The organism is Micrococcus flavus (genome assembly GCF_014204815.1).
Lineage (GTDB): Bacteria > Actinomycetota > Actinomycetes > Actinomycetales > Micrococcaceae > Micrococcus > Micrococcus flavus.
This window is the reverse complement of the sequence record NZ_JACHMC010000001.1, coordinates 697,009-717,019: the sequence shown is the minus strand read 5'-3', so window position 1 is coordinate 717,019 and position 20,011 is coordinate 697,009. Positions and strand designations below refer to the sequence as shown.

Here is a 20,011-nt window from a genome sequence, read left to right as displayed (position 1 = left end):
TCTCTCGATCGGTCATGCGGGGTGTCTGTCAGTCGGCGGCGGCGAGGCCCGCGCCGCGGCCCACGGTGCGCTCCACGCCGGCCACGACGGCGGCCAGGCCGGTGCCGTGCACCCACGAGCCCACCAGGTCCAGCCCCGGCACGTCGGTGGCCCACCGGACCAGGGCGTCCATGGCCTCGCGGTCCGGGCCGTGCTGCGGCGGGATCGGTGCGCGCCAGCGCACCACGGTGGAGTTCAGCACGTCCTCCTCCGCCAACGGCACGCCCGTGAGCGCGGCGGCGTCCTCGAGGGCCGCGGCCAGCAGCTGCTCGTCCGTGCTGCGGAAGCCCAGCTCGTCCGCGTCCCCGCCCTGCCGCCCGTAGGACAGGCGCAGCATATGGCGGTGCGGATGGCGGGGCACGCCGTCCCGGCCGGGCCGGGTCACCACCGTGCGCAGCCAGGCCCACTTGGCGGTCGCGTGGGTGAGGGCCTTGGCGCGCACCCCCGTGCCCGGGGACACGAGGACGCCGGTGCCGCGCGGGGCGTCGTCGAGCCCGGGGGCCTCGACCACCAGGACCGCCAGCGCGATCCCCTCGCCGAGCTGGGGGCCGGCGGCCGGATCCAGGACGTCCTGGTTCAGCGGGGCCAGCAGGTGCCAGGCGGTGACGCCGTCCACGGCGAGCACCACGCGGTCCACGTCCAGGCCGCGCACCACCTCGTCGTCCCGGTCGGAGATCTGCGCCCACCAGCGCCCGTCCTCGCCCATGCGGGACAGGGCGGCCACGCGCACGCCGCGCAGCACCGTGACGCCGGCCTCGCGCAGGCTGGTCACGAGCCGGCCAGTGACCTTGGCCATGCCGCCGTCGATCCCGGCCACGGCCGCCCCGGGGGTGACGCCGCCCCGCAGGGCGGCGACGCCGGCGGACAGCGAGCCCGCGTCCACGGCCGCGCGGAGCAGGCCCGGGGCCACGCGCTCCACGTCCACCACGGCCGGGTCGGCGGAGTGCACGCCGGCCACCACGGGGCTCACGAGGCGCCGGAGGACCTCCTCGCCGAGGCGGTCCGAGACCAGCTCCGCCACGGTGACGGACGTGCCCTCGGCCAGCGCCCGCGCCCAGCGGTCCATGGGGGCGCGCTCGTCCTCGAGGGCCCGCTCCAGCCCCGCGGGGCTCAGGGCGGCCGCCACGTCGGGGGCGTGCAGGTCTCCGGGGATGCCCACCAGGCCCAGGCGCGGCGCGGGGTGGGCGCCGTCCGGGCCGTGCAGCCACGAGCCCAGCGGCTCCGGGGCCACCACGTGCTCGTCCAGGCCCAGCTCGTCCACGAGGGCCTGCATCGCGGCGCCGCGCACCGCGTAGGACTCGGCGCCGCCGTCGAGCTCGAGGGTCTGCGTCTTCGGCGTGCCCGAGTCGGACGCGGACGGCACGTCCAGGAACCGGGAGGACACCGTGCCGCCCAGCACGGAGGTCGCCTCCGCCAGCGTGACCGCCCAGCCCTGCTCGTGGAGCCGGCGGGCGGCGAGCAGGCCGGCGATCCCGCCGCCGACCACGAGGGCCGAGCCGGTCACGCCTGACCCCCCTCCCCCACGGGCAGGGCGTGGATGAGCTCCACCACCCGGGTCAGGACCTCGGGATCGGTCTCCGGCGGCACGCCGTGGGCGAGGTTCACCACGTGGCCCGGGGCGGCGGTGCCGGAGGCGACGACGTCGCGCACGTGCGCCTCGAGCACCGGCCACGGGGCGCCCAGCAGGGCGGGGTCGATGTTGCCCTGCAGCGGTACCGCGCCGCGGCCGTCCGGGCCGGGGTGCGCCGCGAGTCGACGGTGCGCCTCCGCCAGGGTGATGCGGTGGTCCACGCCCACCGCGGTGGCGCCGGCGTCGCGCAGGTGGTGCAGGAACTCTCCCGTGCCGGTGCCGAAGTGCAGCAGCGGGGCCCCGTCCGCCACGGCGGGTCCGGCGATGTCCGCCACATGCGCGAACGCCGTCGCCGAGTGCGGCTGGACGTGGCGGAGGTAGTCCTCCGCGGAGAGCGAACCCGCCCACGAGTCGAACAGCTGGGCGGCCGACGCGCCCGCCTCGAGCTGGGCCCGCAGGAACTGGCCGGAGACCGTGGCGGCCCACCCGGCCAGGGCGGCCCACGTGTCCGGATCCCCGTGCATCATGCGGCGCGGGCCCATGTGGTCGCGGGACGGGCGGCCCTCCACCATGTAGGCGGCCAGGGTGAACGGGGCTCCGGCGAAGCCGATCAGGGGGCGGTCGCCGAGCTCGGCGACCGTGCGGGTCACGGCCTCGCGGATGACGTCCAGTGCGTCGTCCTCGAGCGGAGGCAGGGCGGCGGCGTCTTCGGCCGTGCGCACGGGGCGGCCCAGCACGGGCCCGACGCCGGGCTGGATCTCGACGTCCACGCCCGCCAGGCGCAGGGGCACCACGATGTCGGAGAAGAAGATGGCCGCGTCCACGTCGTGGCGGCGCACGGGCTGGAGGGTGATCTCGGCGGCGAGCTCCGGCTGGAGGCACGACTCGAGCATGCCGATCCCCTCGCGCACGCGGCGGTACTCCGGCAGCGAACGGCCCGCCTGCCGCATGAACCACACGGGGTTCCGGGTGGGCTCCTGCCCCCGCAGGGCCCGGACGAGCGGGCTCCGGGCGGTGGAGCGGGCGGGGTCGGCGGTGCGCAGGGGGTGCTCGGCCGGCAGGCCGGTCGGCGCGTCGGAGGACGTGGTCTGAGCGGACATGCGGCCCATTCTCCCACCGATCGCGGCGCGGGGCGGCATCGGCGTGGCGGCGGGACCCGGAGTCCGCAGGTCACCTCCCCCGACCGCTCCCGCGACGGCGCTAGGATGGACGGCGCTGTGACTGTCTTCTCCCTCGTGGCCTCCCACAAAGACCTGAGCCTGGACACGGTGGCCCGCCTGAGCGCGGGGGCCGCCGGCGTCGGGGCCGCCCTGACCGCCGACCGGGCGGACGGGGCCGTCGTGCTGTCCACGTGCAACCGCGTGGAGGTCTACGCGGAGGCCCGCGACGGGGACGTCGACGCCGCCCGTGAGCGGCTGGTCGACGCGATCGCCGAGCGCAGCGAGCTGCCCGCGGAGTCCGTCCGCTCCGCCTTCCGCGTGCTCGACGCCGACGCCACCGCCCGGCACCTGTTCGAGGTGGCTGCCGGCCTGGACTCCGCGGTGGTGGGCGAACGGGAGATCGCCGGCCAGGTGCGCCGCGCCCTCGTCCAGGCCCGCGCCGAGGGCACGGCCACGGGCTCCCTTGTGCGGCTCTTCGAGTCCGCCACGCGCACCGCCAAGGACGTGGGGGCCCGCACCGCGCTCGGCGCCACGGGCCGCTCGGTGGTCTCGGTGGCCCTCGACCTCACGGAGGAGCTGCGCGGGCTCATGGACGAGGCCGCGCGCCGCGAGTTCTGGTCCGGCGCCGCCGTCCTGCTGATCGGCACGGGCGCGTACGCGGGCACCACGCTCGCCCAGCTCGCCGAGCGCGGGGCCGAGGCCGTGGGCGTCCACTCCGCCTCGGGCCGGGCCGCCCAGTTCGTGGCCGACCGCGGCGGCTGGGCCCTGGCCCTGGGCGGCGCGGACGTGGCGGGGGCGGCCGCGGAGGCGGACGTGATCATCGGCTCCTCCGGGGGAGACCGGCAGATCAGCCCGGAGCGCCTGGCAGAGCTGCGCGCCGGGACCGACCGCCCGCTCACCGTGGTGGACCTCGCGCTGTCCCGCGACTTCGACCCGGCCGTCACGGAGCTCGACGGCGTGGACCTGATCACCCTGGAGTCGGTGCGCCTGGCCGCGCCCGAGCAGGCGGAGGCCGCCGTCGCGGAGGCCCGGGCGCTGGTGGAGGGCGCCGTGACGGAGTACTCGGCCGCCCGCCGCGGCCGCACCGCGGACGAGGCGATCAAGGCCCTGCGCCGGCACACGACCGCCGCCCTCGACCGGGAGATGGAGCGGGTGCGCACCCGGCACGGGTGCACGGCCGCCGCCGAGGAGGTCCACTTCGCCCTGCGCCGCATGGTGAACCAGCTCCTGCACGCGCCCAGCGTCCGCGCCCGCGAACTCGCCGCCGAGGGCCGGCTGGACGAGTACGAGCACGCCCTCGAGGTGCTCTTCGAGATCCCCGCACCGGCGACGGCGCGGGCCGAGACCGCACCGCCGGACGGCTGCCCCGCCCACGGGACCGGAGACGACGACGCCGCCCGCAGGAGCGCCTGACCATGACCGAGACCGTGTCCCGCACCCCCCGCATGCCGCGCGAGCAGCGCCGCGCCCAGCTGATGGACGTGGCCCGCGCCGTGTTCGCCGAGCAGGGCTACACCGGCGCGGCGATGGACGAGATCGCCGAACGCGCCCAGGTGTCCAAGCCCGTGCTGTACCAGCACTTCTCGGGCAAGCACGAGCTGTTCCTCGCCCTGCTGGACGGGGAGGTCGCCGAATTGGACCGCCGGCTGACCGCGGCGATCGAGCGCACGGACGACAACCGCGAGCGCTCCCACAGCACGGTCCATGCGGTGTTCGCCTACATGGACACGCCCGAGCGCTCGCACCGCCTGATCTTCGAGTCCGGTGCCGAGCACGACCCCGAGGTCCAATGCCGGGTGGAGGCGGTGCGGGAGTCGATCGCGGCACAGATCACCCGGATCCTCTCCGTCGACACCATGGTGGAGGGCGTGCTGGCGCAGGTCGTGGCGCGGGGCGTCGTCGAGATGGTCCTGGGCGCCGCCCGCCACTGGGCGGACCACGTCCACGAGGACGGCCGCCCCACGGCCCAGGAGACCGCGGAGGCCGTCGAGCAGGTGCTGTGGCGCGGCCTCGAGGCCATCCCGGACCGCCCCGTCGAGGGCTGAGACCCCCGTTACGCCCCGGGGTGAACGGCGTGCGCGCCCGGCCCCGCCCCCGGGTCCCCTCCCGTAGGCTGGCCGCTGACCACTAGACCCCGCCCACGAGAGGAACGTGAGGACCATGGAGATCCGCATCGGTGTGCAGCATGTCGGCCGTGAGGTCGTCCTGGAGAGCGAGCAGACCGCCGAGGAGGTGCGCGCGCTCGTGGACGCCGCGATCGCCGACGGCTCGGTGCTCTCCCTGGCCGACGCCAAGGGCCGCCAGGTCGTGGTCCCGGGCGACCGCATCGGCTTCGTGGAGATCGGCGCCCGCAAGTCCGGCCCCCTGGGCTTCGCCGCCGTCTGACCTCGGCCCCCCATGCCGCATCACGCCCTCGCGGTGCACGGTGAGGCGGACGCCGCCCTCGGCGCCCGTCTCGCCGCCCTGCGCACCGAGCTCGAGCTGCCCGCGGAGTTCCCCGCCGAGGTGCTCGCCGAGGCGCAGGCCGCCGCGGCGGTGGTCCCGTCGCAGGCCGCGACGGACCCCGACCGCGAGGACCTGACGGCGGTGCCGTTCGTGACCGTGGACCCGGCCGGGTCCACGGACCTGGACCAGGCCCTACACCTCGAGGAGGCGGGAGCCGGGCGGCTGACCGTGCGCTACGCGATCGCGGACGTCCCCGCGTTCGTGACCCCCGAGGGCGCGGTGGACGCCGAGGCCCGCCGCCGCGGCCAGACCGTGTACCTGCCGGACGGCCGTGTGCCCCTGCACCCGGCCGTGCTCAGCGAGGACGCCGCGTCCCTGCTCCCGGGGCAGGACCGGCCGGCGTTCGTCTGGACGTTCACGCTCGCCGAGGACGGCACGGTCACGGACACCGCCCTGAGCCGCGCCCGGGTCCGCTCGCGTCTCCAGCTGGCCTACCCCGAGGTCCAGGCGTTCCTCGACGACGACGCCGACCCCGCCGCCGCCGACTGGCCCGCGGAGGTGCGCGCCTCCCTGGCCCTGCTCCCCGAGGTCGGGGCGCGGCGCACCGCGCAGGAGGCCGCGCGCGGCGGCGCCTCCCTGAGCATGCCGGACCAGGAGATCGCGGTGGTGGACGGCCGTTACCGGATCACCCGCCGCGTCCCCCTGCCCGCGGAGGACCACAACGCCCAGCTGTCCCTCATGACCGGCATGGCGGCGGCGGAGATCATGCTGGAGGCCGGCGTCGGGATCCTGCGCACCATGCCCGCCCCGGACCGGGACGCGGTGGACGCCTTCCGCGCCCGCACCCGCGCCCTCGGCCTGCCGTGGGAGCCCGGCACGGACTACGGGGCGTACCTGCGCTCGGTGGACCCGGCCGACCCCCGGGGCCTGGCCGTGATGCACGCGGCCACCTCCCTCTTCCGCGGCGCCGGGTACACCGCGTTCGACGCGCGGGCGGAGGACCCCGCCCTGCGCACGCCGCCGGAGGACCCCGAACAGGCGGCCCTGGCCGCACCGTACGCCCACGCCACCGCCCCTCTCCGCCGGCTCGTGGACCGGTTCGTCCTAGCCCTGTGCCACGCCCACGTCACGGACGCCGAGGCGCCGGAGTGGGCACGGGCCGCCCTCCCGGAGCTGCCCGCCCTGATGGCGGACTCCGGCCGGCGCGCATCCGCGGCCGACCGCGCCGCCGAGGAGCTCGTGGAGGCCGCCGTCCTGGCCGAGCACGTTGGCGCGGTCTTGGCCGGATCCGCGGTGCGCTCCACAGAGCGCGGCACGGACGTCCAGCTGACCGAGCCGCCCGTGGCGCTGCGCGTGCCCGGCCGCGCGGAGCCCGGCACGGACGTGTCCGTGCGGATCGAGGCCGTGGACGTGGCCTCGGGGACGGTCACCGCCTCGGGGGTAGACTGGCCGGACAGCTCACGCTGACCCGGGATGACCGGTCGCATCTGATCACCCCGCCTCGCCGTCCGCCGACTCCGGCCGACGGCGCACGACCTGCCGGATCCGGCACGGGCCCGCGCTCGCACCGCGGCCCAGACCGGTTCCACGGGGCCCGACCCGGACCCGCCCGTGTTCCCCGCGATCGGCTCTCCACCACCGCGCCCGGCTCGCCCGAGGACGGCCTCGAGGAGGCCGCGGCGCACGAGACGAACTGCGAGACGCCATGACCGAGAACACCCCCGCACCCGAGACCCAACCGGACGTCGCCGACGTCGCCGCGGACACCGTCACCCCCGAGACGGCCCCCGCCGAGCCCGAGCAGACCTTCGCCGACTTCGGCGTCGAGGAGCCGATCGTCCGCGCGCTGGCGGAGAAGGGCATCGAGCACCCCTTCCCCATCCAGGCCATGACCCTCCCCGTGGCCCTCGGCGGCCACGACATCATCGGCCACGCGAAGACCGGCACCGGCAAGACCCTGGGCTTCGGCATCCCCGCGCTGCAGCGCGCCGTGGGCCCGGGCGAGGACGGCTGGGCCGAACGCGAGGCCGACGGCCGCGCCGGGGCCCCCCAGGCCCTGATCGTGGCCCCCACCCGCGAGCTCGCCGTCCAGGTGGCCGGCGACCTCGTGGCCGCCGCCAAGCACCGCCCGCTGCGCATCGCCACCATCTACGGCGGCCGCGCCTACGAGCCCCAGATCGAGGAGCTCCAGCGCGGCGTCGACATCGTCGTCGGCACCCCCGGCCGCCTGATCGACCTCATGCGGCAGAAGCACCTGCGCCTGGACCACGTGGCCACCGTGGTGCTGGACGAGGCCGACGAGATGCTGGACCTCGGCTTCCTCCCGGACGTCGAGACCCTGCTGTCCGCCGTGCCCGCCGCCCGTCAGACCATGCTCTTCTCCGCCACCATGCCCGGTCCCGTCGTCGCGATGGCCCGCCGGTACATGACCCGGCCCACCCACATCCGCGCGCACGACCCCGAGGACGAGGGCCTGACGAAGAAGGACATCCGTCAGCTCGTCTACCGCGCCCACCACATGGACAAGGACGAGCTCGTGGCCCGCGCCCTGCAGGCCGAGGGCCGCGGCCGGACCATCGTGTTCACCCGCACCAAGCGCACCGCCGCCCGCGTGGCGGACGAGCTCACCCAGCGCGGCTTCGCGGCCGGCCCCCTACACGGCGACCTCGGCCAGGGCGCCCGCGAGCAGGCCCTCCGCGCGTTCCGCAGCGGCAAGGTGGACATCCTCGTGGCCACCGACGTCGCCGCCCGCGGCATCGACGTCGACGACGTCACGCACGTGTTCAACTTCCAGGCCCCCGAGGACGAGAAGACCTACGTGCACCGCGTGGGCCGCACCGGCCGCGCAGGCCACAAGGGCACCGCCGTGACCCTGGTGGACTGGGAGGACATGCCGCGCTGGTCCCTGATCGACAAGGCCCTCGGCCTCGGCCAGCCGGAACCTCGCGAGACGTACTCCTCCTCCCCGCACCTGTTCGAGGACCTCGGCATCCCGAAGGGCACGAAGGGCCGGCTGCCGAAGGAGAAGCGCACCCTCGAGGGCCTCGACGCCGAGCTCCTCGAGGACCTCGGCGGCCCCGAGTCGAAGGAGCGCGAGCGCGGCGGCCGCGGTGGCCGGTCCCGCGACGGCGGACGCGTCGGGCGCCGGGACGGCCGCGGCGAGCGCGAGGGCGGCCGTGGCGGCCGCCGGGGGAACGAGCGCGGCGGGGAGCGCCGTGAGCGCGCCCCTCGCGAGGAGCGCGCCCCGCGTGAGGAGCGGTCGCCCCGCACGGAGCGCACGGAGGCCCCCGCGCGGGAGCAGGCCCCGGTCGAGGGCGGACGCCGTCGTCGCTCGCGCACCCGCCGCCGCAACGGCGAGGTCCTGGACGGCTGAGCCCTCCCCGGCCCCCGACGCCGCGGCGGCCCGTCCCCTCGATGCGAGGGGACGGGCCGCCGTCGTCGTGCCGGGTCCCGGCGGGGGGACGCGCGCGGTCAGCCGCGCACGACCGCCGTGCCCGTGGCCTGGTGCTCGATCTCGGCCAGCACCTCCGCGTCGGTGGTGAACTCGCCGATCAGGTTGGGCTTGCCGGTGCCGTGGTAGTCGGAGGAGCCGGTGACGAACAGGCCGTGGCGGGCGGCGAGCTCGCGCAGCCAGGTGCGCTCGGGCTCGGGGTTGTCCCGGTGGTCGGCCTCGAGGCCGGCGAGGCCCGCCTCGATCATCGCCTCCATCACCTCCAGGTCCACCACGCGTCCACGCATGAGCGCGCGGGGGTGGGCGAACACCGGGACCCCGCCGGCGGCGCGGACCAGCCGCACCGCCTCCACCGGGTCCGCGGCGTGATGCGGGACGTAGTAGCGGGAACGGCCGGTGAGGATCGTGGCGAACGCGGCGGAGCGGTCCGTCACCACCCCCGCGGTGACGAGGGCGTCCGCGATGTGCGGCCGGCCGATCGTGGCGTTCTCGCTCGCGTGTTCCCGCACCAGGTCCCACGTGATGGGGAAGTCCTCGGCCAGGCGGTCGGTCATCCGCTGGGCGCGCGTGAGCCGGGACGCGCGGGAGGTGTCCAGCTCGGCGCGCAGGCCCGGATCCCCGGGGTCGTGCAGGTAGCTGAGCAGGTGCACGCTGGTGCCGTCCGCGGCCATGCAGGACATCTCCATGCCGGGCACCAGGAGAACGCCCTCGGCGCGCGCGGCCTCGGCCGCCGCGGCCCAGCCGGCGGTGGTGTCGTGGTCCGTGAGCGCGAGGCCGTCCAGTCCGGCGCGGGCGGCGGCGCGCACCACGTCCGCGGGCGGCTCGGTGCCGTCCGACTCGGTGGAGTGGGTGTGGAGGTCGTAGCGGGCCGCGGACATGCCCCCAGCGTACGGGGCGGCGCCTGCACCGGCGGCGGTGAGAGCATGGGGGCCATGACCGACTCCCTGCCCCAGCAGCCCGACGACCTCTCCCCCGAGGGCGGCGCCACCGCGCCCGCCGTCTCGCCCCAACCCCTGGCCGAGCGCGTGGAGAACCGCTCGCAGAAGCCCGCCTCGGACGCGTTCCGTGCTTTCATGGGCTCGCAGTGGGCCCCCGCCCCGGACGCCCTGCCCGACCCCGACGCCTCGGCCCCGCACGCCGCGCGCCGTCGCGCCGCCGTCTCGGCCGCCTTCCCCGGCGAGCGGATCGTGGTGCCCGCCGGCCGGCTGAAGGTCCGCTCGAACGACACGGACTACCGTTTCCGGGCGCATTCGGCCTTCGCGCACCTGACGGGCCTCGGCGCGGACCACGAACCGGACGCCGTGCTCGTCCTCGAGCCCGTGGACGCCGCCACCGGCGACGACGGCACGGACCACGCCGCCACCCTGTACTTCCGGCCCCTCGCCGGCCGGGACTCCGAGCAGTTCTACTCCGACCCCCGCGCGGGCGAGTTCTGGGTCGGGGCCCGTCCCACCCTGGCCGAGATGGCCGCGCGCACGGGCCTGCGCACCGCCGGCCTCGAGGAGCTCGAGACGGCCGTCACCAAGGACCTGGAGGCCACGCGGGTGCGCCTGCTGCGCGAGGCGGACCAGGACATGGACGCCCTCGTGGCGCGCGCACGGCAGGAGGCGGAGGTGGACGTGCAGGCCGCCGAGGCCGGGGACGCCGCGCTCACCGAGGCCCTCTCCGAGCTGCGCCTGGTGAAGGACGCGTGGGAGGTCGAGCGGATGCGGGCCTCCGTGGCCGCCACGATCGCCGGGTTCGAGGACGTGGTGCGCGCCCTGCCGCGCGCCGTGGGCCACGCCCGCGGCGAGCGCGTGGTGGAGGGCGCCTTCTTCGCCCGCGCCCGTGTGGAGGGCAACGACCTGGGCTACGACACGATCGCCGCCGCCGGCAACAACGCCACCGTGCTGCACTGGATCCGCAACACCGGCGAGGTCCGGGACGGGGACCTGCTGCTGCTGGACGCCGGCGTGGAGGACGACTCGCTCTACACGGCGGACATCACCCGCACCCTGCCGGTGAACGGGACCTACACGGACGTGCAGCGCCGGATCTGCCGGGCCGTGCTGGAGGCCGCCGACGCTGCCTTCGCGATCGTCCGCCCGGGCATCCGGTTCCGGGAGATCCACGCGGAGGCGATGCGCGTGCTCGTGGCGCACCTGGACGAGTGGGGCCTGCTGCCGGTGTCCGCGGAGGAGGCGCTGTCCGAGGAGGGTCAGCACCACCGCCGCTGGATGCCGCACGGCACCTCCCACCACCTCGGCCTGGACGTGCACGACTGCGCCCAGGCGAAGCGGGAGCTCTACCTGGACGGCGTGCTCGAGCCCGGCATGGTCTTCACCATCGAGCCGGGCCTGTACTTCAAGGCCGAGGACCTCGCCGTCCCCGAGGAGTACCGGGGCATCGGCGTGCGCATCGAGGACGACGTCCTGGTCACCGAGGACGGTGCCGAGAACCTCTCCGCGGCCCTGCCCCGCACGCCGGAGGACATCGAGGCCTGGATGGCCCGCCTGCAGGGCTGAGGCCTCCCCTCCCCGGCCGGCGGCCCGCCAGGGCGTGTCCCCCGGCGGGCCGCTGGCTAGGGTCGGGTCCATGGCCTCCCTCGCCGACACCGCGCCCGCCCCCGACGCCCTGATCGAGGAGGTCGAGGCCCTCCGGGCCCGCCTCGTGCGCGCCGAGCGGGACCAGTCCGCGCGCCTGGACCGGGTGGCCGAGCGCCACCGGGCCTCCGCCCGGAACCTCGTGCACTACGTGGCCCTGCGCGCGGAGGACCTGCGTCCCCTGCAGGACGCGCTCTCCGCCGTCGGGCTGTCCTCGCTCGGCCGCATGGAGGCGGGCGTGCTCGGCCACCTGGACGCCGTCCTGACGGCCCTGCACGCGCTCGCCGGCCACGCGCCCCGCCCCGGGGACCCGGTCCCCTCCCCCGCGGAGGAGGCGGCCCCCCTCACCCCCGCCGCGGGCCGGGACGTCCTCGAGGAGCGGGCGGAGCAGCTGCTGGGCCCCGTGCGCCCCGAGCGGGACACCCGCATCATGGTCACCCTGCCCTCGGAGGCCGCCGACGACCCGGACCTGGTCCGGCGCCTCGCCGCGGCGGGCATGGACCTGGCCCGCGTGAACTGCGCGCACGACGACGAGGCCGCCTGGGAGCGCATGATCGCCCACGTCCGAGCGGACGCGGCCGAGGGTCGCCCCGCCCCGCGGGTGGCGATGGACCTCGCGGGCCCCAAGCTCCGGACCGGCCCGCTCGAGCCCGGCCCCCGGGTGCGGAAGGTCAAGCCCGGCCGCGACGTCGACGGGCGGGTGCTCGTGTCCTCCCGCGTGTGGCTGGGGGCGGCGGACGCGCCTGAGGCCGAGGACGCCGTCGTCGTGCCCCTGGCCCCCGGGGCCGAGGACGTGCTGGGCCGGCTGGCCCCGGGCGAGCAGGCGATGCTCACCGATGCGCGGGACTCCGACCGCGTGCTGACCGTGCGGGCGGCCACCGGTGCGGGGGTGCTCCTGACGTGCGAGAAGACCGTCTACTGGGCCACCGGCACCGAGGTGGACACCCCACACGGCACGCTCACGGCCGGGGAGCTGCCGACCACGGCACGGGCCATGCGCGTGCACGGGGGCGAGCAGATCGTGCTGACCCGGTCCATGGAGCCGCAGCCGGCGGTCACGGAGCCGCCCTACGTGATCGGCTGCTCCCTGCCCCAGGCGTTCCGGGACGTGTCCCCCGGAGACCGTGTGCTGATCGACGACGGGAAGATCACCGGACGCGTGGACGCCAACGACGGCGAGCGCATCACCCTGACGGTCATCGGGGCCGGACCCTCCGGCGCGAAGCTCAAGGCCGAGAAGGGCGTCAACTTCCCGGACACGTACCTGGACCTGCCGGCGCTGACCGAGGAGGACCGCTCCCGCCTGCCGTTCGCCGCCGCCCACGCGGACGTCGTGAACATGTCCTTCGTGCGCTCCGCGGAGGACGTGGCGCAGCTGATCGACGCGCTCGAGGCCGAGGACGCCCAGGACGTGGAGATCTCCCTGAAGATCGAGACGGTGGAGGCGTTCGAGCGGCTGCCGGCCATGCTCCTGGAGGCGATGCGCTGGGACGGCGTGGGCGTGATGATCGCGCGCGGCGACCTCGCGGTGGAGGCCGGGTTCGAGCGGATGGCCGAGCTGCAGGAGGAGATCCTGTGGCTGTGCGAGGCCGCCCACGTGCCCGCCATCTGGGCGACGCAGGTGCTGGAGTCGCTCGCCAAGGACGGCCTGCCCTCGCGCGCGGAGATCACCGACGCCGCCATGGCCCAGCGCGCCGAGGCGGCCATGCTCAACAAGGGCCCCTACATCGTCGAGGCCGTGGAGGCCCTGTCCGACATCCTCGAGCGCATGGCCGGGCACGCGGACAAGAAGCGGGACATGCTGCGCCGGCTGCGCTCCTGGTCCCTCTGAGGTTCGGTCAGCGCTGCGGGGCGTCCGGGTCGGGGCGCGGGGCGTCCTGGGGACCGGGCACGGGCGAGGGGCGGCCGCCACGGGCCTCGATGAGCCGCTGGACCTCCTCCGGCGGCAGCGACACGCCGTACGAGCGGTCCAGGCCGGTGGGGGCGGCGTCGGCGGGCGCGGTCGCACCGGCGGAGGCCGACGCGTCGACGGGATCCGTCGGTCCCTGTCCGGGTGCCGGGGCGGCGTGGGAGCCGCCCTGCGTGGGCATCGGCGTCGTGGGCACGGCGGGGGTCGGCTCCGCCGGAGCGCCGTCCTCGACGGCCGGAGCGGGCGCCTGGTCCGCGACCCCGGAGGGCCGGCCGGTCAGGCCGAGCTCCTGGCGGGCCCGGGCGGCGTGCTCGAAGGCCACCACCAGGTCGTAGCCGCCGGGGACCACGTACTGCGTGGAGGCGAACCCGTGGCGGCCCTTGCGCGCGGCGAAGCCCACGACGCCGAAGATCATCCACACGGCCACGCCCAGCAGGGCGGAGGTGAGGACCTGCATCCAGCCGCCGCTGGGGTCGAACATGAGCAGGAAGACGCCGATCAGGGCGCCGAACAGGAGCCCGCGCAGCGCAGCGCCGAGCGCCACCTGCCCGTAGTCGAGGCGGCCGCGCACCCGCTCCACCACCCGGAGGTCCTTGCCGACGATGGAGACCGCGCTGACGGGGAAGTCCGTGGCCGCCAGCCGGTCCACCTGCTCGCGCGCCTGCGCGTACGTGCTGTAGGTGGCCAGCAGCTCGCCCTGGGGCAGGCCGCCGGCCGCAGGACCGGACGGGGAGGTCATCATGAAGGACATGACCCCATTGTGCCCGGCCCGGAAGGCGCGGGGCACAGCCACTAGGCTGGCCCGGTGAACTCCCCCAAGATCTTCGTGGCCCGCCTGCTGGGCCTGGACGTCTTCGACCCGCTCGGCGACCGCCTCGGCCGCCTGCGGGACGTGGTGGTGCTCGACCGCGGCCGCACCGGCCGTTCCGCCGCCACCGGACTCGTCATCGAGGTCCCCGGCAAGAAGCGCGTCTTCGTGCCCATGACGCGTGTGACGTCGATGGACTCGGGCCAGATCATCACCACCGGCCTGATCAACCTGCGCCGCTTCTCCCGCCGCGGCGCGGAGCAGACCGTGGCCGGCGACCTCTTCGACCGGCGCGTGCACCTCACGGACGGCTCGGGCGAGGCCGTCGTCGAGGACCTGGGCCTGGAGCGTCAGCGCAACGGCGACTGGCTGGTCTCCGACCTCTACGTGCGCCGGGACACCGGCCGCACCGCGTTCGGCCGGTCGAAGGGCGAACACCTGCTGGTGGCCTGGGACGAGGCCCTCTGGGGCACGGCCTCCGCACCGCAGGCCGCCACGAGCTTCGTGGCCGCCCATGAGGACCTCAAGGCCGCCGACCTCGCGGACATGCTCCACGAGATGACGGAGAAGCGTCGCGTGGAGGTGGCCAACGAGCTCCAGGACGAGCGCCTGGCCGACGTCCTCCAGGAGCTGCCCGACGACGACCAGGTCCAGATCCTCTCCCACCTGGACGTCGAGCGCGCCGCGGACGTCCTCGAGGAGATGGACCCCGACGACGCCGCGGACCTCCTCCACGAGCTGCCCGACTCCCAGCAGGAGCTGCTGCTCGAGCTCATGGAGCCGGAGGACGCGGAGGACGTGCGCCGGCTGCTGGAGTACGAGGAGGACACGGTGGGCTCCGTCATGACGCCCGTGCCCGTGGTCCTGCCCCCGGAGGCCACGGTGGCCGAGGCCATGGCCACCATCCGCCAGCAGGAGATCTCCCCCGCCCTGGCCTCCCTGGTGATCGTGGCCCGCCCCCCGCTGGAGACCCCCACCGGGCGGTACCTGGGCGTCGTGCACTTCCAGCGCCTGCTGCGCTACCCGCCGCCCGAGGCGATCGGCAACATCATGGACAAGGACCTCGAGCCGGTGTCCGACCTGGACTCCGTGGTCCACGTGACCCGCGAGCTCGCCACGTACAACCTGACCTCCATCCCGGTGGTCAACGCCCAGCACCGCGTGGTGGGCGCGGTCAGCGTGGACGACGTGCTGGACCACATCCTCCCCGAGGACTGGCGCGCCATGGACCCGGACGAGACCCCCGAGCCCGATGGCGCGACACCGGCCCGCCCCTGACCCCGCCCCGACCGTCCCGAAGGAGTGAGCATGTCCCCGTCCCCCCGTGACCCCCGCGAGGCCCGGGCCACCGGCCTGGACACACCCCTGAGCGCGCGGCGGCGCCGGATCCCCCGGCTGAGCCCCAACCCGGACGCCTTCGGGGAGTGGACCGAGGGCATCGCCCGCTTCATGGGCACCCCGCAGTTCCTGCTGTGGATGACGCTGTTCTGCCTGTTCTGGGTCGGCTGGAACTCGTACGGCCCCGAGGACCTGCGCTTCGACTCCGCGGCGTTGGGCTTCACAGCGCTGACCCTCATGCTCTCCCTCCAGGCCTCCTACGCCGCTCCGCTGCTGCTGCTCGCGCAGAACCGCCAGGACGACCGGGACAAGGTCGCCCTGCGTGAGGACCGCGACCGCGCCGAGCGGAACCTCGCGGACACCGAGTACCTCACCCGGGAGATCTCCGGCCTGCGGCTCGTGCTGCAGGACGTGGCCACGCGCGACTACGTGCGCGGCGAGCTGCGCGGCGTGCAGGAGGACCTGGTCGACGAGCTGCGGGAGGCGATCCGCGAGGAGGTCCGGGCCGAGCTGCGCGCCGAGGCCGCCGGCCCGGCCGCGGCCGAGCCCGCCCCCAAGGCCAAGCAGAAGCCCAAGAAGAAGGCCAAGTCCCGCGACCGGGACGGCACGCGGTCCGAGGCGGAGGACACGGGCACCACCACCCTGGCGATCATCGCCGCGCAGGAGGCGGCCGAGGAGGCCGCCGCCCGCGACCGGGCCGGGGAGGGCACCCCCGGCGGCTCCCACGCCGCGCCGCGCGGCGAGGGGCCGGACGCATGAGCGGCGCCCCCGCCCCGCGTGGACTCCCGAGACCGGAGGTCACCACGGACCTGGCCCGCGCGGTCCTCGCGGCGCTCGACGACGTCGTGGACCCGGAGATCCGGCGGCCCGTCACGGAGCTCGGCATGGTGCGCGCGGTCGAGGAGACCGCCCCCGGGGCGGTGCGGGTGACCGTGCTGCTCACCATCGAGGGGTGCCCGCTGCGCGGGACCATCCAGGCCGACGTCGTCGCCGCGGCCCGCCGCGTGCCCGGCGTCGTGGAGGCCGAGGTGGTCCTGGGGGTGATGACGCCCGCCGAGCGCGCCGCGCTGCAGGAGGCCCTGCGTGCCTCCCGCCCGGCGAACCCCTTCGGCCCGGACTCGCTGACCCGCGTGCTCGCGGTGGCCTCCGGCAAGGGCGGGGTCGGCAAGTCCTCCGTCACGGCCAACCTCGCGGTCGCGCTCGCCGCGCGCGGGCTCGCCGTGGGCCTGATCGACGCCGACGTGCACGGCTACTCCATCCCGGGCCTGCTGGGGATCTCCGGGTCGCCCACGCGGGTGGGGGAGCTGATCCTGCCGCCGGTCAGCCGGGGCGTGAAGGTCATCTCGATCGGGATGTTCCTCGACGCCGACCGGCCGGTGGCCTGGCGCGGCCCGATGCTGCACCGGGCGCTCGAGCAGTTCGTGACGGACGTGCACTGGGGGGACTTGGACGTGCTCCTCGTGGACCTGCCCCCGGGCACCGGGGACATCGCCATCTCCACCGCGCAGCTGCTGCCGGCCTCCGAGCTCGTGGTGGTCACCACCCCGCAGCACGCGGCCGCCCAGGTGGCCGCCCGTGCGGGTCAGCTGGCGGAGCAGACCGGCCAGACGGTGGCCGGCGTGGTGGAGAACATGGGCCCGATGACCCTGCCGGACGGCACGGTGCTGGACGTGTTCGGCGCCGGCGGCGGCGCCGAGGTCGCCAAGCGGCTCTCCGGGGTGCTGGGCACGGACGTCCCCCTGCTGGGGAGCGTGCCGCTGGACCCGGCGCTGCGCCGCGGCGGGGACGCCGGGGACCCGGTGGTGCTCGGCGCACCCGACAGCCCCGCCGCCCGCGCCCTGGCCGACGTCGCCGCGCGCCTGGCCGTGCGATCGCAGAGCCTGCGGGGACGCGGGCTGCCCCTCCGTCCCCGCTGAGCGGCCGCCGGCCGTGGCGTTTCAGGTGGCGTCGACGTCGAACGGCGCCGGTGCCAGGCCGAGCAGGTCCAGGGGGCGGGGCTCGGTCTCCAGGCGGCGCGGCCGCCCGGCGGGCGCGGTGCGGTCCTCCCGCACGGGCGCCGGGGACGGGCGGTCCGCCGGGGACGCCTCGGGCTCCTGCACGTCGAGCACGTCCTGCGCGCGGCCGGAGGCCAGCAGGGCCGCAGCGGCCCCGCCCGCGAGGGCTCCCCCCGCCGACACGGAGGTCGCGACGTCCGGCGTCGTGGTGGGGGCGGTGGCGGCCGAGGTGTCCGGGGCGTCGTCGGCCGGGGCCGCGGAGCTGCCATCCCCCGAGGGGCGGCGGAAGAGGGTGCGCGGGTCCATGTCCCGCAGGTCCTGCTGGGTGAGGCCGCCGTGGACGTCCTCGGCGGAGACCCCCGTGAGCTCCTGCGCGCGGGCGGCCGGCGAGGACCCGCCGACAGGCTCGGCGAGGGCCTCGCGGATGATCCGGCGGGGGTCGTACTGACGGGGGTCGTACTTGCGCCAGTCCACCTCGTCGAAGTCCGTGCCGGTCTCCTCCTTGAACTGGGTCTTGGCGCCCTCGGCCATGTCCCGCATGCGCCGGATCCACTGCGTCAGGCTCCGCGTGTACTCGGGGAGCTTCTCGGGTCCCAGCACGACGAGGGCGATGACGATCAGGATGATCAGCTCAGACCCGTTGATTCCCAGCACGCCCCGCACTCTACTAGAGAGGATCCGGCCCGACCGCGCCTCAGTCCGTCGGGCCGCCGGCCTCCCCCAGGAGCCGCTCGAGGCCTCGCTCGAGCCGCTCGCCGAGGACGTCCTCGTGCGGGGGCTCGGCGAGTCCGGAGCGCTCCGCGACCACCACCTGGGTGAGCAGGGCCTCCGCCTGACCGCGCGGCACGTCCGCGTCCACCCGGTACGCCGCCTCGGGAGTGGTCAGCAGGGCCGTCCACCGCCGGTCCGTGCCCTCCGTGATGCGGTAGGCCACGCCCACCGGCAGGGTGCGCTCCGGCCCCAGGCCCACGGCCCCGCGCTCCGCGCAGGCGGTGCGCATGCGGTCCTGCCCGCCACGGCACTCGCGGACGGAGACGAGGGGTTCTCCGCGGCCCCAGGCCACGCTGACGCGGGCCGTCTCCCCCTCGCGCGCCGCGTCCACGGACAGCGGACGCAGCCCCGCCGCGTACAGGGCCGGGGCCGTCCACCCGTGCGCCCGGAGCCACTCCACGTGCTCGACGGCGTCCTCCACCTCCCCCGCGGCCGCCGGGGACACCTCCAGGCCGGCGCCCGCCGGCCCGTCCGCCGCTTGCCGGCCCTGGTCCGGCGCGCCGACCAGCCAGAGGGCGGCGAGCAGGCCCCCGACCAGGAGGGTGAGGACGAGGACGGACACCACCAGCCGGCCGGAGACCCCGCGGGGGCGCATGACGGCGGCGGTGGCGGCCGGGCGGGAGTGGATGCTGCGGGCGGCCAGGAGCACCCGCGCCCGCTGGTCCGCGACGGCCCGGCACTCCGGGCAGCGGCGCAGATGGTGCTCCACCCGGCGGTCGAGGCGGCGCGGCAGGGCACCCTCGAGATGGGCGTCGAGGCGGCTCACGCACTGCCGGTGCCCCATGACGCCTCCTCCCGGTCCCACGACGGTCTGCGGCACGACCGTCCGCGCACGGCGCGGCGGGGACACGCGCCGCGGCGTCGCGGCCTCGACCATCATGACCGGCCCGGCTGGGAGGAACCTGGGGCGCTGACGATCGGACGCGCGGACGCGCCCGCTCCGTACACTGGCCCCGACCCCCGAGGGGACGCCCGTCCCCCCGGCCCGCCGATCCCCGGAGCCCCTCATGAGCGCCCTGCACCCCCAGCCCACCGACAAGCACGCCGCCTGGGCGTGGGCGGAGGCCCGCACGGCCGAGGACGAGGTGCTCCTGCGCGCCCGCGAGCGGTCCGCGGAGCAGGGCGTGCGCGCCGTCAGCGAGGGCACCGCGGCCCTGCTGACGGTCCTGGCGGCCACCCGCGCGCCGTCGGCGGTCGTGGAGATCGGCACGGGCGCGGGGGTGTCCGGCCTGGCCCTGATGCGGGGCCTGCCCGAGCGGACCGTCCTCACCACGATGGACCCGGACGCGGAGGCGCAGCGGGCGGCCCGCGAGGCCTTCTCCGAGGCCCGCCTGCCCTCGTCCCGGACGCGCATGATCACGGGACGCTCGCGCCTGGTCCTGCCGCGCCTCACCGCCGGCGCGTACGAGCTCGTGCTGGTGGACGGCGACCCCGCCTCCCGCGCGTTCGACGTCGAGCAGGCCGCGCGCATGCTGGCCCCCGGGGGTCTGCTCGTGGTGGTGGACGCCCTGGACTCGGACCGCGTCCCGCGCGCCGCCGTGCGCGAGCCCGCCACGGTCTCCGCCCGCGCCGTGGACAAGCTGGTCCGCGAGGACGAGGCGTGGGTCTCGGCGGTGGTCCCCACGGGCACGGGCGTGCTGCTGGCCGTCCGCCGCTGACCGCCGCCCGGGCGGGACGCCCCGTCCCCGGACGCGCCGCGGCCCCGCACACCGGAGGGTGTGCGGGGCCGCGGCGTCAGGACGTGGGCGTCAGCCCTGGGTGACGCCCTCGAGGCACTGCTGGAGCTCCTTGGCCTCGTCGGCGTTGATCTCGAGGACGAGGCGTCCGCCGCCGTCGATCGGGACACGCATGATGAGGCTGCGCCCCTCCTTGGTCACTTCCATGGGACCGTCCCCGGTGCGGGGCTTCATGGCGGCCATCTGTGACTTCCCTTCTGATGGAGTT

General features: G+C 76.2%; 18 protein-coding genes. 11 read left to right on the top strand and 7 right to left on the bottom strand.

Translation table 11 applies throughout. From position 1 onward, the window contains the following. Window positions 1–28 precede the first annotated feature (28 nt). A complete protein-coding gene (locus BJ976_RS03475; RefSeq protein WP_135029618.1) occupies window positions 29–1,543 on the bottom strand; it encodes a protoporphyrinogen/coproporphyrinogen oxidase in 1,515 nt (504 codons plus the stop codon). Continuing rightward, window positions 1,540–2,709, bottom strand: a complete 1,170-nt coding sequence (gene hemE, locus BJ976_RS03470; protein ID WP_229667387.1) for a uroporphyrinogen decarboxylase — start codon at window positions 2,707–2,709, stop codon at window positions 1,540–1,542. Before hemE ends, BJ976_RS03475 begins: the two co-directional genes overlap by 4 nt. A gap of 117 nt (window positions 2,710–2,826) precedes the next feature. Here hemE and BJ976_RS03465 point away from each other — a divergent pair, with 117 nt between their 5' ends. From BJ976_RS03465 to BJ976_RS03445, 5 genes are all read left to right on the top strand, one after another. Continuing rightward, window positions 2,827–4,182, top strand: coding sequence for a glutamyl-tRNA reductase (locus tag BJ976_RS03465; protein WP_135029622.1), 1,356 nt, complete (start codon window positions 2,827–2,829; stop codon window positions 4,180–4,182). A gap of 2 nt (window positions 4,183–4,184) precedes the next feature. Then, complete coding sequence (locus tag BJ976_RS03460; RefSeq protein ID WP_135029625.1) at window positions 4,185–4,814, top strand: TetR/AcrR family transcriptional regulator; 630 nt, start codon at window positions 4,185–4,187, stop codon at window positions 4,812–4,814. Between the two features lie 115 nt (window positions 4,815–4,929). Continuing rightward, entirely contained in the window at window positions 4,930–5,154 is a 225-nt protein-coding gene (locus BJ976_RS03455; protein WP_135029627.1) for a DUF3107 domain-containing protein, read from the top strand. A gap of 12 nt (window positions 5,155–5,166) precedes the next feature. Then, window positions 5,167–6,681, top strand: a complete 1,515-nt coding sequence (locus BJ976_RS03450; protein WP_135029629.1) for an RNB domain-containing ribonuclease — start codon at window positions 5,167–5,169, stop codon at window positions 6,679–6,681. Window positions 6,682–6,919: 238 nt separating this feature from the next. Continuing rightward, window positions 6,920–8,587 (top strand): DEAD/DEAH box helicase, encoded by a 1,668-nt coding sequence (locus BJ976_RS03445; RefSeq protein ID WP_135029631.1) that lies wholly within the window; start codon window positions 6,920–6,922, stop codon window positions 8,585–8,587. 98 nt (window positions 8,588–8,685) lie between these two features. Here BJ976_RS03445 and BJ976_RS03440 read toward each other — a convergent pair whose 3' ends face one another. Further along, window positions 8,686–9,543: a PHP domain-containing protein gene (locus BJ976_RS03440; RefSeq protein WP_135029633.1), complete on the bottom strand. Its 858-nt coding sequence runs from the start codon at window positions 9,541–9,543 to the stop codon at window positions 8,686–8,688. A 54-nt stretch (window positions 9,544–9,597) separates the two neighbouring features. On the opposite strand from BJ976_RS03440, the gene BJ976_RS03435 reads away from it, so the two are divergent. After that, complete coding sequence (locus BJ976_RS03435; protein ID WP_229667389.1) at window positions 9,598–11,169, top strand: aminopeptidase P family protein; 1,572 nt, start codon at window positions 9,598–9,600, stop codon at window positions 11,167–11,169. A 70-nt stretch (window positions 11,170–11,239) separates the two neighbouring features. Continuing rightward, entirely contained in the window at window positions 11,240–13,078 is a 1,839-nt protein-coding gene (locus BJ976_RS03430) for a pyruvate kinase (RefSeq protein WP_135029637.1), read from the top strand. Between the two features lie 7 nt (window positions 13,079–13,085). Here BJ976_RS03430 and BJ976_RS03425 read toward each other — a convergent pair whose 3' ends face one another. Continuing rightward, window positions 13,086–13,907 carry a YflT domain-containing protein gene (locus tag BJ976_RS03425; RefSeq protein WP_135029639.1) on the bottom strand — a complete coding sequence of 274 codons (822 nt, stop codon included), beginning with the start codon at window positions 13,905–13,907 and terminating at the stop codon, window positions 13,086–13,088. Between the two features lie 54 nt (window positions 13,908–13,961). On the opposite strand from BJ976_RS03425, the gene BJ976_RS03420 reads away from it, so the two are divergent. Genes BJ976_RS03420 through BJ976_RS03410 form a run of 3 tightly spaced genes read left to right on the top strand, consistent with a single transcriptional unit; the run spans window position 13,962 to window position 17,218 of the window. Next, on the top strand, window positions 13,962–15,242 hold the full coding sequence (locus BJ976_RS03420) for a magnesium transporter MgtE N-terminal domain-containing protein (protein ID WP_135029642.1): 1,281 nt from the start codon (window positions 13,962–13,964) through the stop codon (window positions 15,240–15,242). 30 nt (window positions 15,243–15,272) lie between these two features. Next, window positions 15,273–16,061, top strand: coding sequence for a DUF1003 domain-containing protein (locus BJ976_RS03415; RefSeq protein WP_184231817.1), 789 nt, complete (start codon window positions 15,273–15,275; stop codon window positions 16,059–16,061). Next, on the top strand, window positions 16,058–17,218 hold the full coding sequence (locus BJ976_RS03410) for an Mrp/NBP35 family ATP-binding protein (protein ID WP_135029644.1): 1,161 nt from the start codon (window positions 16,058–16,060) through the stop codon (window positions 17,216–17,218). The genes BJ976_RS03415 and BJ976_RS03410 overlap by 4 nt, the downstream gene beginning before the upstream one ends. A gap of 21 nt (window positions 17,219–17,239) precedes the next feature. Here BJ976_RS03410 and tatB read toward each other — a convergent pair whose 3' ends face one another. Then, window positions 17,240–17,950, bottom strand: a complete 711-nt coding sequence (tatB, locus tag BJ976_RS03405; protein ID WP_135029646.1) for a Sec-independent protein translocase protein TatB — start codon at window positions 17,948–17,950, stop codon at window positions 17,240–17,242. Window positions 17,951–17,990: 40 nt separating this feature from the next. Beyond that, on the bottom strand, window positions 17,991–18,851 hold the full coding sequence (locus BJ976_RS03400; protein WP_167736933.1) for a zf-HC2 domain-containing protein: 861 nt from the start codon (window positions 18,849–18,851) through the stop codon (window positions 17,991–17,993). Between the two features lie 223 nt (window positions 18,852–19,074). Between BJ976_RS03400 and BJ976_RS03395 the strand changes: the two genes are divergently transcribed. Further along, a complete protein-coding gene (locus BJ976_RS03395) occupies window positions 19,075–19,725 on the top strand; it encodes an O-methyltransferase (protein ID WP_135029650.1) in 651 nt (216 codons plus the stop codon). A 90-nt stretch (window positions 19,726–19,815) separates the two neighbouring features. Here the strand turns inward: BJ976_RS03395 and BJ976_RS03390 are convergent, their stop codons facing one another. After that, entirely contained in the window at window positions 19,816–19,986 is a 171-nt protein-coding gene (locus tag BJ976_RS03390; RefSeq protein WP_135029652.1) for a DUF3117 domain-containing protein, read from the bottom strand. Window positions 19,987–20,011: the final 25 nt, after the last annotated feature.